We start from the raw sequence: 12235 nt of genomic DNA, 5'->3' as shown, positions 1-12235 counted from the left end.
TTTAATTATTGAGTATATTCAATTAATTTTAAATAGTCAAGCAATTTATTGTATGATATTGTTTTAAAACTATTGGTAAATTCTTGCTGTAGGGGTAGCATGTGCTAACGTTGAAGAAGAACTTTGTGCTCAGGTAAAAGCTGGTTTTTTCTTAAAAACAGGGAAAACACCGGCAGTATGCCGGAGGGGGTTTATTAATATGTTTTGGTTTTGCCGGCCAGCCATCCGGCCAGCCGGCGGCCGGGGCCGGGCAGGCGGGCCAGATCGGCCGGAGTGATTCCCCCCAGGGCGTAAAGCAAAAGGGGGTAAGTCAGCAGGCCGCAGCACAGGGCCAGAATGGTGGCCGGGTAGCTGTGTCCCGTCCAGAGTAGCAGGGCGCGGTAGGCTGTCCAAACTGCGGCGGCCATGAGAGCCGAGGCGGCAGCCGCCGGCAGCAGGTCCTGCCGGGGATGGAATTCCAGGCCGGTCAGGCGGCGCAGGGAGAGCACGTTCAAGGCGCTGGCCATAGCAAACATAGCCGTGGTGGCCAGCGCGGCGGCCCGGATGCCCAGGGGGGTGGGAGTGAGGGCGTAGGTCAGGGCGATTTTTAGGGCAATGCCGGCCAGCAGGTTGCGCACGGGCAGGTTGGCCCGGCCCAGACCCTGCAGTGTGCCCGAGAGTACCAGGTGCAACCCCCAGAAGAGCACAGCCGGAGCCAGGTAGCGCAGGGGTATGCCGGCGGCGCTGTTGGCAAACAGCAGGTCGGTGAGCTGGGGGGCCAGCGCCAGCAGGCCGGCGGTGGCCGGCAGGGAGGTGAGCAGGGAAAGGCGCAGCGCCGCCCGCAGCTGGTTGCGCACGGCGCTGTGGTCGCCGGCGGCATGGGCGCGGGATACGGCGGGTACCAGGCTGGTGCCCAGAGAAAAGGAAAAAGCAATGCTGATGTTGATAAAAGAAAGGGCCATCTGGTTGAGCTGGCCGAAAAGAGCGGTAGCTTGCTGCTGGCTGTAATCGATCAGTTGCAGGCGCTCGATAATCAGCTTATTGTCAATAATGCCGGTGAGGGCCATGGAGACATTGGCAAAGGAAATAGGAATGGATACCGTAAAAACCTTTTTCAAGAGCTGCCAGGCGCTCTCCCGGCTGCCCGAACTGTCCAGCGCCACCGCCTGTCTAAACTGCGAACGGTAGCGCAGAAAAACCAGCAGCATAAACAGGGTGGCGGCCACCGCGCCGGGCACGGCGCCGAAATTGGCTCCGGCGGCGGCGGCCGTCAGTCCCCGGGGCAGCAGCAGGTAGCTGAAGAGCAGGGTGCCCACCACCAGCAGGGTCTGATCCACCACCTGGGAAAGCGCAACTGCGGTCATGTTTTGCAGTCCCTGAAAGAGTCCGCGGAAGGCTGCCGTAACCGCGGCGAAAAAAACCACCGGGGCGATGGCCCGCATCCCGGCCAGGGCGGCCGGGTTGGCCACCAGGCCCACCTGTACCAGGAAAGGGGACCCGCAGTAAAGCAGCAGGGAGAATCCCAGTCCCAGCAGCAGCATGGTCAGCAGGGTGATCTGAAAGGTGCGGTAAGCATCGTGCCAGGCGCCCACCGCTACCTTGGCCGCCACCAGGCGGGATAGGCCCACCGGGATGCCGGCTGCGGAAATGGTGAAAAAGAGCAGGTAATACTGGTTGGGGATGGCATACAGGCCCAGCCCCACGTCGCCCAGCAGGCGGCCCAGGGGGATGCGGTAGACCGCGCCCAGCACCCGCACCAGCAGACCGGCCAGGGTTAAGATCAGTGCTCCCTTGAGCAGGGTTTGCCCGGCCGGTGGCAGAGGGCGGACGGGCGTGTTTGGTGCTGTTTTGGTGAGCGGGTTTTCCGGTTTTCTTACCAGACTCATGCTCAATCCTACTTTGCTTTCGGATTAATTATGCCATTTTACAAATTTGTTCTTCTTAGTCCGAAATACGGGTTATTTTTCCTCCGGACCGGAATTGTCGGTAGGAGTACTGTCTTTATTTTCGGTCAGCTGGCTGACCCGGCGCAGGGGGGTAACCTTGTTGCGCCGGCCGGGGCGGGTTTCCGGCACTTCGGATTCGGTTATTTCCAGGTAAAACACTCTATCCGGGTAGCAGAGCACGGTGACCAGACCGCGTTCGGGTTCGGTCAGCCAGATGCCCTTGAACTCCAGCATTTCGCCCAGCGGTTCCACCTGCACCCGGCGCGGACCTTCCAGCACTTCCAGTTCCCAGCCCTGAATACTCACCACAATGGTTTTTTGTACCGACATATAAGCCTCCTGTTGGTTTGCAGCGGTTTGATGCAATCAGGCTGATTGCAGAAATCAGCATCACACCATACAACTGATATCTTACCACAAACTGGCGGATAGTAGAAGTTCGCGATAGCAGAAGTTCGCTTTGCCGGAGAATTGTTCCGGCGGCAAAAAAGCAGGATGCCCGCCCACCGCTTCAGGCGGGGCATCCTGCTTCGGGGATGGTAAAATCCTGCGCGGAGCCCACCAGGGAGTGTTGGTGGTCAGACCACCACGGCGGTGCCCGAGGCCGTGACCATGAGCATGCCTTCCCGGATCACCTCGTAATCCAGGTCGATGCCCACCACGGCATTGGCGCCCAGCCGGGAGGCCTGGGCAGCCATTTCGCTTAAAGCGATTTCCCGGGCCTGGGCCAGTTTGGTCTCATATGCTCCCGAGCGGCCGCCCACTATATCGGTGATGCTGGCGAACAGATCGCGCACAATGTTGGCGCCCATGATGGCCTCTCCGGTGACAATGCCCAGATATTTTTGCACGGGCCGGCCTTCTATGGAGGGGGTGGTGGTAAGCAGCATGACTTGAGGACCTTCCTTTCTTTGAATTATTTATATCGCCCGGCAGAGGGATATTTTTTACATTATGCCCTCTGCCGCAGCTTTTGGCAAGGGTGAGCCACAAATATGAACCGGCCTTCTCTCCATTGGGGAAGGCCGGCTGATTTTATCCAGGCAGTATGGAACACCGTAACCTAAATGGTGCCTTTCATCTGGCCGAATTTAGTAAAGCGGAGCGATTCAAAGAGCAGGCGATCCTCTTTGTTCACCCGGGGGCCAATTTTGGCCAGCAACACATTGGCCGGGTGCTCTAAGATGTCCGGGTCGTCGGTAGCCACTTTGGAAAGCCCCGCCTTTTCAAACATGCCGGTCAGCATCCTTTGATACTGCCAGACATCCAGACCGCTGTTTTTCAAATCCCAGTGCCAGCAGTATTCCATGGTGATGCAAATGTATTCGTCCAGGTTGGCCGAAGAAAAGGCCAGTTGCAGCAGATGGCGGCCTATTTTGTAGCGCCGCCAGTCCGGACTGATTTCAATGCCGCCCATTTCCAGGATGCGGGGGTGCTGGTACCAGCGGGTGTATTCATCGGGGCGGTGAAAGGTGACATAGCCGATGATTTCATTTTCCAAACGGGCAATATAGATCATGCCCTCGGGCATAGCGGCAATGTCCACCAGCGCCCTGTGTTGCTTTTCCGCCGGGCGGAAGTTGTTCAGCTGCGGGTTCATTTGCAGTAGGGCCAGTTGCCGGGGGGGTACGGGCCCCTCCAGCCAAACCTGACCACGCGGCGTATTTAGCGCCAGGCGGTCAAAAACACGGGCGCTGGGAGCGGGGGGAGGGGGCGTGACTGGTTGTTGCGCTATATGGCGATCCGCTTGCATGGGGATCACTCCTCCGAACTGATAATTTCAGGTTTTGCTTCAACCGGTTGCCATCGCTGATGTCACATCAGGTGCAAAACAGGGTTTGGGCTGCAGCGGGTGCAGTTCTGCCAGGGAAAATTACCGGCAAACAACTTGTCAGAATATTTATTCCGCTTAGCGTTAAATATCTACCGTTTAGGGATTTATTTTGTCATTTCACCTGCTGTTGCTTCCATTATAGATATAGTAGTTCTGGAAAACAATAGAGCGACATTAATTTAAATATAATATAAATTTTGCAAAAGACAGAAAACTGTGCCCGGGGCAGGAGGAGGGCTTGATGATGGCGAAAGCTTATTTTCAACAAAGGAGGCGGCCCTACCCGATGACAATAAAGAATCGCCTGCGTTACTGGCGCGTGCACCTGGGAATAGAGGACATTCATAATTTTGCCGAATTGATTGACATGAATCCCTGGTTTGTGCAGCAGTGGGAAGAGCAGCGATTCCAGCCCAGCCTGGAGGCTTTTTGCCGCATCCGGGAAAGACTGCGCAAACTGCTCCCCCAGATAACGCTGGATGATTTATTGGATTACTCGCCACAGGATTAACCCGGGTTAATTTGCCAAGCTGAACAGGATATGGTATGCTATAAGGAGTAGTATAAGGTCATAAGGCAAGTCTGTTCAGGCCGGGAGCAATAATAATTGAGCGGGTGCTGGAAATGACGGACAAGGTGGTTAGCCTGGAGGAAAAAAGGCTGAAAGAAATTCTGGCTCAAATGTACAGGTTACAAATGGAAAATTTTTTTAGTGACGGTATCATGCCAGCGTTGATGGATAAAGCAGGGCTGAGTGAAGAACAGGCGATCCAGGTGCTGCAGCAGCTGATCGAGCGGGGGTACCTGTGCACCAGTAATTTCAAAGCCCGCTATTTTTTGCGGCCCGGTTATGTGCACTGCTTTCCGGTGGTTATTTCCGCTCAGGGCCTGAGCTGGCTGAAATGCTCGGAGTCCGTACAATAAATTTGGAGAACAGGGGGGGCTGGCGGTGGAAGTTTTCAAACGCTTTGCCGAAACAGTGAAGGACATCACTCGTGACCTGGGAGAAAAGGCCAAAGACATTGGGGAAAAGGCCCGTGACATTGGGGAAAAGGCGCTGGATCTGGGTGAGAGGGCCGGGGACAGGGCCCGCGATGTGGCCAAAAAGTCGGTGGAATTTGTAGGGGTGCAGAAGTTAAAGCTGGAACTCTCCCGCTATGAGAAGGAAATGGAAAACAATATGGCCGCTCTGGGCTACCTGTATTACAAGAGTCGCCAGGGCGATGTCAGCCAGCAGCAGGAGATGGAGGAACTCTACCAGCGCACCTTGCAGCTGGAACAGGATATCCGCCAGCTGGAGGAAGAAATCCAAAAAATCTTGCCCCGGCCGCCGGTATGCCCGCAGTGCCAGAAAGAGCTGCCGCCCGGCGGGCGTTTTTGCAGCTATTGCGGCCGGCAGGTGGTCGAGGACGGGCCGGACGATCCGGCCGGAGCATAAGCGGTGGAACCGGCTTTACACAACCGGCGGGCAGCTCGTGACGATTACTGTTTGTTTGATGACGGAAAAAGCAGACCAGCTGATGAACCAGCAGCGGTCTGCTTTTGTTAATTGCTCCAGCTTTTATTGGCGCAGGCTTTGAACCATCTGTACCACCACGGCGGCATCGGTGCCGGTATACACGGCTTTGGCCGACCCGTAGCCGCGCGATTTGGCTTCATTGCGTGAGAGCGCTTTCAGGCCCCGGGCACCCATCTCCCGGGCCAGGCTGTCGGCGCGGGAGAACAGGAAGACCGTGCGGGGTGGCTCCAGGTCTTTGATAATATAGAGGATTTTGCGCTCGCCGATATAATAGCTCACCGTGCCGCCCACATCTTTTTTGTGCAGGTTGAGCACCTGATTGCTGGCGGCCAGCTCGTCCAGGGCGCTGACTATCTTCTGGCAGGCCGGGGCACTGTGGCCGGGCTGGCGGCGCGGGCGGCTTTCCTTTTCCGCCCGGCGGGCTGCCGCTTTGGCAGTCGGTTCGGCCTGAGCGGCCGGGCTGTTCTTTTTAAATTTGCTCAGCAGATTGCTCAAAAATCCACTCATTAGCAACACACTCCTTTTGGTATAATATAGCAAATACCGGAGGCGGAAAGATCTGGCCGCCATCCCGGAAAACCAGTGGGCACTGATTTTTCCTGTCCTGTTGGCTTTTGTCAAAAAGCGAGTGTCAGAAAGTCCGGTAGCTGGTGAGGAAAGGTTGCTAATTTTAAAACATTCGCTATTATTGCAAGTATATCCTGCAACCTTTGTTATAAGGGGGGAATTTTGTGCCGTCCTATGCCGAAAAAATTACTGCTTTGACGCAGTTGCTCAAGAGCAGCCAGCCGGCATTTGCCTTCACCGGGGCGGGCATGAGTACCGAAAGTGGCATCCCCGATTTCCGCAGTCCGGGCAGCGGTCTGTGGACCAAAGTGGACCCGGCCAGTGTGTCCACCCTGACGGTGCTCAAAAAAGACCCGCAAAGATTTTACCAGTTCAACCTGCCCCGCTGGCAGTCCTACCGGCAGGCGCGGCCCAATACCGGTCACCTGGCTCTGGCCGAGCTGGAGCGGCGGGGGCTGCTGGTGGGCGTGATTACCCAGAATATCGACGGCCTGCACCAGGCCGCCGGTAGCCGGAGGGTGTGGGAGCTGCACGGCAATTTGCGGGAATGTTATTGTCTATCCTGCCGGGAGAAGGATGAGTTCGCCGTGCTGGTGGAAAAAGTGGGCGCCGGCGAGATACCGCCCCGCTGCCGGCATTGCGGTAGTATATTACGCCCGGCCGTGGTGCTGTTTGAGGACCGTATGAGTGAGGATTATTTCCAGGCTGTGCAGGTGCTCAGCGGCTGCCAGCTGTTGCTGGTACTGGGCAGCAGCCTTACCGTGTATCCGGCGGCGGCCCTGCCGGAAAAAGCCCGCCGGGTGGTGATTGTCAACCATGATCCTACCGCCTGGGACGAGCGGGCCGAACTAGTGTTTCGGGAGAGCATTGGGCAGGTGCTGGGCGATTTGCTGGCGGAGTTGGATGGGCAGTCGGGTTAGATAGATTAATTTTTGGCAAAAATGACAGAAACAAGGGATTACCAGAGGTGGATGAGATGCTTAAACAGGAAATAGCAGTGTCCATAGTACCGGTTCTGCAGGAATACGGTGTAATGAGCTGTTATTTGTTTGGTTCGCGGGCTACCGGAGAGCAACACCCGGGTAGCGATGTGGATCTGGCGGTGCTCTTTGCTGACTTTCCGCCTCAAGGCAATTTGCTGCAATTGGAAATAGAACTGCAAGAAAAACTGCAGGAAGTTTTGCAGCCTTTAGCAGTGGATCTGGTTCTTTTGCAGAAAGTGCCGCTGGATTTGCGTTTCGCTATTATCAGACAGGGCCAGGTGTTGTACAGTGTGAATGAGGAACTGCGAACCGATTTTGAGGATGTGACAATGAGGGATTATCTGGACTTTAAGCCGTTTTTACAGACCTACTACCGGGAAATGGCTGAGAGCGTCCTGGGAAAGGATGTATTCTGATGCCAGGAAGGCGAGGGATGGGTGTGTGGCGGTGATCAATCGTGAGCTAGTATATGCCCGCATTGACATGATCAATAAATCGCTGGTGCGGTTGGACAAACTGGTGGCTTTGGGCCGGGAGGGTTTTGCGGCCGAGGCGGATAACTATGCCATCGCCGAACATCACTTGCGGCGGATTCTGGAAAGCGTGTTTGATATCGGACGGCATATAATTGCCAAAGCCGGTTTGGGTCACCCGGATGATTACCGGGAGATCATCATTACTCTGAGCCGGGCGAAAATTATCCCGCCGGAGTTTGCGGAAAGGATCAAGGGTATGGCCGGTTATCGTAATTGCCTGGTACATGGCTATGCTGAGGTGACAGCAGAGGAAATATATCAGATTATCAGGGAAAAGTCGGCTGATATAAGGGAGTTTTGCCGGCATATTCTGGAGTATATGAGGTAGGTAGCGGTTCAGATTGTTTTTAATTTAAACTCCCCCAGCAGGGGCAGGTGATCCGAGGCCCGGGTGGGGATGGTGCGGCAGCCAATTAGCTGCCAGTGGGGCGAGAAAAAGAAAAAGTCCAGGCACTGGTGCGGTTTTTCAGCCGGGTAAGTGGGGAGGGTGGCCGGGCTGGTGCGGGCCACCCGCTGCAGGGGCAGCAATTCCGGGGCAAAGGGCGGGGCGTTGAAGTCACCGCCCAGGATAAAAGGGGCGTCCAGTTCGGCCAGTCGATCGGCAATATAGAAAGCCTGGGCCGCCCGCTCGCTGGCGGACAGTCCCAGGTGGGTGCCCAGAAAATAAAAAGGCGGACCGGCTTTCAGCCGGAGCAGGAGCAGGTTGCGCTTTTCCCGCCGCGTACCGGGCAGGGTAAAGCGCTTTTTTCGTTCCACCGGCAGGAGGCTGCCCAGGCAGTTGCCGTAATGCCAGGCGAGCAGGCGCAGGGCGGGAGCGAAAAACACCTGCAGGCCGCTCAGGCGGGCCAGGCGGTGCGGCTGGTGCACGAAAGCCGAGCGGGGAGAACCGCTTTCCACCTCCTGCAGGGCTACCAGGTGGGCGCCGCTGGCAGTAATAAGGGCGGCCAGGCGGGGCAGGCTGTCTCTGTCTTTTAAGTCTCTCCCGTGATGTATGTTGCAGGTGAGCACTTTCAAAATCAGGCCGGGCATGGGTATTAGCTCCCGTAAATTTTGATGGAGTTGACGTAAATGGGGGCAAAAGCCGGGCGTATGGCCGCCCGGCGGGAATGTGCCTCCTTCTCCAGTGTTATTATACGATTAAACTTATGAAAGTTTACCCGCCCCGCTACTGGTAATTGGTGGCCGGGCTAGCGCCTGCTTTCTCCCAGGGCGGCCCGCCCCCTTTCGCCGGTGCGGATGCGCACCGCATCTTCCACCTGGTAGATAAATATTTTACCGTCGCCAATCTGACCGGTGCGGGTGGTGGCAATGAGCAGGTCCACCAGTTCGGCCACTCTCTCCTGTCCTACCACAATTTCTACTTTAACTTTGGGCAGCAGGTCAATGGTGTATTCATTGCCGCGGTAGACCTCCTTTTTGCCTTTCTGCAGCCCGCAGCCGGCCACTTCGGATACAGTCATACCGCGAATGCCGTACTGGGACAGAGCGGCCTTGACATCTTCCAGCTTGCCGGGGCGGATGATCACTTCAATCTTTTTCATGCTCATGAGTATAGCCTCCTTTGATTGAACTCCTTTGTTCTGGGGACTGGCAGACCTGTGCGGGCCGGGGTCTGCCAGTACAATAACAGTGTCAATGACTGAGTGATGTTGCTCCGGCCCGGGTGAGCAGCGAGTTGCCGGCTCCCGGCAGCGGGCTGCCCGAGAGATTTTCCCGGTAGGCCTTTTCCCCGTGCACCGTGATGTCCAGGCCCATTTCTTCCTCTTCCGGGGAAACGCGCAGCTCGGTCAGCAGACCTACCAGTTTCAGGAGCAGCCAGGTGGTCAGGGCGGCAAAGGCGATGGTGGCGGCCACGCCAATGAGCTGCACCAGCAGTTGGTGCGGATTGCCGTAGAGCAGACCGTCGGCGCCCAGCTCATTGACTGCTCTGCTGGCAAAGATTCCGGTGGCCAGAGCGCCCCATATGCCGCCCACCCCATGGCAGCCAAAGGCGTCCAGAGCATCGTCATAGCCCAGGCGTTGTTTGAGTACGGCCACGGCCAGGTAGCAGAGCAGGCCGCCGCCCAGACCGATGAGCAGGGAAGCCAGGGGGGTGACAAAACCGGCGGCCGGAGTGATGGCCACCAGGCCGGCCACAGCACCGCTGGCCGCTCCCAGCACCGTAGGTTTGCCGTGGTGCAGCCATTCGGCCAGCAGCCAGGCCAGGGCTGCAGCAGCCGCGGCCGTGTTGGTGACCAGGAAGGCCATGGCCGCCAGTCCGTTGCTGCCCAGCGCACTGCCCGCGTTAAACCCGAACCACCCGAACCAGAGCAGGCTGGCTCCCAGCACGGTAAAGGGCAGATTGTGGGGCAGGGGGGGCTGGTTTTTCAGCCCCTTGCGCCGCCCTAGCACCAGAGCGGCCACCAGGCCGGACACCCCTGAGCTGATGTGCACTACCGTGCCGCCGGCAAAGTCCAGGGCACCCAGCCGGCGCAGCCAGCCGCCGTCCCCCCAGACCCAGTGGGCCAGGGGCAGGTAGACCACGCTTACCCACAGGGCGCTGAAGAGCAAAAAGGCGGTGAAGCGCATGCGTTCGGCGTAGGCTCCGGAAATAATAGCGGTGGTGATGATGGCGAACATGAGCTGAAACACTACAAAGACCAGTTCGGGAATGGTGGCAGCGTAGGTTTCATTGGGCAGCATGCCCACGCCCCGCAGGCCCAGGGCGGTGGGTGCGCCAATCAGCCCCCCGATGTCCGGGCCGAAAGCCAGGCTGTAACCATACAGCACCCAGATCAGCGAGACCAGGGCGATGGCCAGGAAACTGTGCATCATGGTGCTGAGTACATTTTTCTGGCGCACCATGCCGCCGTAGAACAGGGCCAGAGCGGGGGTCATGAGCATGACCAGGGCGGTGCAGACAATGATGAAGGCGGTGTCGCCGCTGTCCACGGCCGGGCCTGCCGCGGCCAGGGCGGCCGGAGCGCCGGCCGGCAAAAGGCCGGCCAGCAGGAGCAGGATGAGGAGAGGTTGGCGCACGGGAATCACTCCTTTATGAGGTTGATGGCTTGTTGCGGACACCGGGCTGCCCATGCCGGCCGGGCGGTGCCACAACTGGCGGGCATTGCACCCGGGCCGGGTTTGGCGCAAAATAGCAAAGCAGCCCGACCCCGGGTGTATGGCGGATTTCCGCCAGTCCTGCTCCGGACCAGGGGCGGCACTGCCCAAAAGCCGGCAAAACATAAAAGGGCGCTTTTCCTGCTGGAAAAGCGCCCTTGCCGGTTGCGATACTTCGGTGTATCATTTGTTCAGCCTTGCCCTAATGATAACACCAGGACGGTCTGAAAGCAAGAGGCAAGTTGCGGCAAACGGTACTTTTTTTCCGGTGTGCCCGGTCAGTTTTTCTGCTGGATGATGGCCTTAAAGGCTTCCAGCACGTCCGGGTCGTAGTGTTTTCCCGCCTTGCTGAGTAGCTCGGTCAGCGCCTCCTGACGGGAAAGGGCCGGGCGGTAGGGACGGTGGGAGGTCATGGCGTCGTAAACATCGGCCACGGCGATGATGCGTGCTTCCAGGCGGATTTGTTCACCGGCCAGATTGTCCGGGTAACCCGAACCGTCCAGGCGCTCGTGGTGCTGGGCCACAATCTCCACCAGATCGGCCGACTGGGGGATTTGCTGCAGGATCTGCTTGCCCATCAGGGGATGCAGGGTGATGAAATTCCACTCCAGGGCGGTAAGCCGTCCCGGCTTGACCAGAATTTCTAAAGGAATGGTAATCTTGCCGATATCGTGCAGCATGGCCGCGTTGTGCAGCAGCTTCAGACGCTTTTTATCCAGCTCTAGATGGCGGCCGATGGCCACCGCCAGCTCGGCCACCTGTTTTTGGTGTCCGGCGGTATAAGGGTCGCGCAGTTCCACTAATTGGGACATGGTGGCGATAATCCCCTCGTAAACCTGTTCCAGCTGGCGGCGGCGCAGGATACGGTCGGTGATGTCCCGGGCGATGCCGTGTACCAGGGGGGGAGAGGCATCCCGGTTGAGCAGCGAGTTGTATTCCAGGTAGCGTTCCCGGCCCTGGGCGTCCAGCACGCACATCACCCCCCGGCTGGCTCCCGTGGTAATGATTTGCTGCATATAATCGGTAAAAGTGTGGCGCAGGCGGGGGGTGAGCAAATTGGTAATGGGCTGGCCCAGCCATTTTTCCGCCGGAAAGTGCATGACCAGCTCAAGGGCCCGGTTCACTTCTACAAAGCGCCACCCGGTCACATCGTGGGTATAAACAATGTCGCTGATATTGTCCAGCAAATTGCGGTAACGCGTCTCCGACTGGCGCAGCTGTGTTTCGGTTTGTTTGAGCACGCTGACATCCATCACCTGGCCCAGCACAGCCGGTTTGCCCCGAAAAATGATGCGGGAGAAAACCCCGCTCAAGTGCACTACCTGCCCCGCTTTGTTGACGGCGCGAAACTCGTATGATTCGGGCACCGGTTCGCCCTTTAAGCGGCGCAGGGCGGTATCTACCACCCGGGGCCGGTCTTCCGGGTGGATGAGCTGGTAAAAGGGCATCTCCAGCACTTCCTCCAGGGTGTAACCCGTGAGCTGTACCATTTTGGGGTTGGCCAGCCGGAATTTGCCGTCCTGCAGCACATAGATGGGCAGTGGGGAGAGGTCGAATATTTTTTTAAATTCCATTTCGGACATAATCAAGCACTCCGTGTTCAGCAGGTTATTCTTCAGTCTTTAATATTGTAAATATTTTAAAAATTTTAAATGATTAATAGAGACTGCTTCGGCAAAAAATTAGAAAGTCCTTCTATCAAAGGTAAATTGGTGTATAATATTCCTGGATCCGTGATACCATCTCACCAATAACCATTTTCAGGCATAATCTGG

15 protein-coding genes are annotated in these 12235 nt (G+C 57.2%); 6 read left to right on the top strand and 9 right to left on the bottom strand.

Translation table 11 applies throughout. The features are described from left to right. Positions 1–194 precede the first annotated feature (194 nt). From ACUVTU_RS09385 to ACUVTU_RS09370, 4 genes are all read right to left on the bottom strand, one after another. Entirely contained in the window at positions 195–1865 is a 1671-nt protein-coding gene (locus ACUVTU_RS09385) for a putative polysaccharide biosynthesis protein (RefSeq protein WP_445889702.1), read from the bottom strand. A gap of 72 nt (positions 1866–1937) precedes the next feature. Continuing rightward, the gene (locus tag ACUVTU_RS09380; protein ID WP_445889701.1) at positions 1938–2255 is read right to left on the bottom strand and encodes a hypothetical protein; all 318 of its coding nucleotides are present in this window, start codon (positions 2253–2255) and stop codon (positions 1938–1940) included. 248 nt (positions 2256–2503) lie between these two features. Next, positions 2504–2815: a YbjQ family protein gene (locus tag ACUVTU_RS09375; protein ID WP_445889700.1), complete on the bottom strand. Its 312-nt coding sequence runs from the start codon at positions 2813–2815 to the stop codon at positions 2504–2506. A 173-nt stretch (positions 2816–2988) separates the two neighbouring features. Continuing rightward, on the bottom strand, positions 2989–3678 hold the full coding sequence (locus ACUVTU_RS09370) for a GNAT family N-acetyltransferase (protein WP_445889699.1): 690 nt from the start codon (positions 3676–3678) through the stop codon (positions 2989–2991). Between the two features lie 367 nt (positions 3679–4045). Between ACUVTU_RS09370 and ACUVTU_RS09365 the strand changes: the two genes are divergently transcribed. The 3 genes from ACUVTU_RS09365 (at position 4046) to ACUVTU_RS09355 (ending at position 5197) form a co-directional block, all read left to right on the top strand. Beyond that, the gene (locus ACUVTU_RS09365; protein WP_018085332.1) at positions 4046–4270 is read left to right on the top strand and encodes a hypothetical protein; all 225 of its coding nucleotides are present in this window, start codon (positions 4046–4048) and stop codon (positions 4268–4270) included. A 113-nt stretch (positions 4271–4383) separates the two neighbouring features. Continuing rightward, positions 4384–4683 carry a hypothetical protein gene (locus tag ACUVTU_RS09360; protein ID WP_445889698.1) on the top strand — a complete coding sequence of 100 codons (300 nt, stop codon included), beginning with the start codon at positions 4384–4386 and terminating at the stop codon, positions 4681–4683. A gap of 25 nt (positions 4684–4708) precedes the next feature. Further along, positions 4709–5197, top strand: coding sequence for a zinc-ribbon domain-containing protein (locus ACUVTU_RS09355; protein WP_445889697.1), 489 nt, complete (start codon positions 4709–4711; stop codon positions 5195–5197). A gap of 123 nt (positions 5198–5320) precedes the next feature. Here the strand turns inward: ACUVTU_RS09355 and ACUVTU_RS09350 are convergent, their stop codons facing one another. Beyond that, positions 5321–5785: a hypothetical protein gene (locus ACUVTU_RS09350; protein ID WP_445889696.1), complete on the bottom strand. Its 465-nt coding sequence runs from the start codon at positions 5783–5785 to the stop codon at positions 5321–5323. A 224-nt stretch (positions 5786–6009) separates the two neighbouring features. Here ACUVTU_RS09350 and ACUVTU_RS09345 point away from each other — a divergent pair, with 224 nt between their 5' ends. Genes ACUVTU_RS09345 through hepT form a run of 3 tightly spaced genes read left to right on the top strand, consistent with a single transcriptional unit; the run spans position 6010 to position 7692 of the window. After that, on the top strand, positions 6010–6765 hold the full coding sequence (locus ACUVTU_RS09345) for an SIR2 family NAD-dependent protein deacylase (protein WP_445889695.1): 756 nt from the start codon (positions 6010–6012) through the stop codon (positions 6763–6765). Positions 6766–6821: 56 nt separating this feature from the next. Further along, positions 6822–7244 carry a type VII toxin-antitoxin system MntA family adenylyltransferase antitoxin gene (gene mntA, locus ACUVTU_RS09340; RefSeq protein WP_445889694.1) on the top strand — a complete coding sequence of 141 codons (423 nt, stop codon included), beginning with the start codon at positions 6822–6824 and terminating at the stop codon, positions 7242–7244. Positions 7245–7269: 25 nt separating this feature from the next. Next, on the top strand, positions 7270–7692 hold the full coding sequence (gene hepT, locus ACUVTU_RS09335; protein ID WP_445889693.1) for a type VII toxin-antitoxin system HepT family RNase toxin: 423 nt from the start codon (positions 7270–7272) through the stop codon (positions 7690–7692). A gap of 8 nt (positions 7693–7700) precedes the next feature. Here hepT and ACUVTU_RS09330 read toward each other — a convergent pair whose 3' ends face one another. From ACUVTU_RS09330 to ACUVTU_RS09315, 4 genes are all read right to left on the bottom strand, one after another. Beyond that, positions 7701–8393 (bottom strand): endonuclease/exonuclease/phosphatase family protein, encoded by a 693-nt coding sequence (locus ACUVTU_RS09330; RefSeq protein WP_445889692.1) that lies wholly within the window; start codon positions 8391–8393, stop codon positions 7701–7703. Positions 8394–8551: 158 nt separating this feature from the next. Further along, on the bottom strand, positions 8552–8905 hold the full coding sequence (locus ACUVTU_RS09325; RefSeq protein WP_445889720.1) for a P-II family nitrogen regulator: 354 nt from the start codon (positions 8903–8905) through the stop codon (positions 8552–8554). A 91-nt stretch (positions 8906–8996) separates the two neighbouring features. After that, the gene (locus ACUVTU_RS09320) at positions 8997–10382 is read right to left on the bottom strand and encodes an ammonium transporter (protein ID WP_445889691.1); all 1386 of its coding nucleotides are present in this window, start codon (positions 10380–10382) and stop codon (positions 8997–8999) included. Between the two features lie 356 nt (positions 10383–10738). Beyond that, positions 10739–12043 carry an HD domain-containing phosphohydrolase gene (locus tag ACUVTU_RS09315; protein ID WP_445889690.1) on the bottom strand — a complete coding sequence of 435 codons (1305 nt, stop codon included), beginning with the start codon at positions 12041–12043 and terminating at the stop codon, positions 10739–10741. Positions 12044–12235: the final 192 nt, after the last annotated feature.

This window comes from Desulfurispora sp. (assembly GCF_052744395.1).
This window is presented reverse-complemented; position numbering and strand designations above follow the sequence as displayed.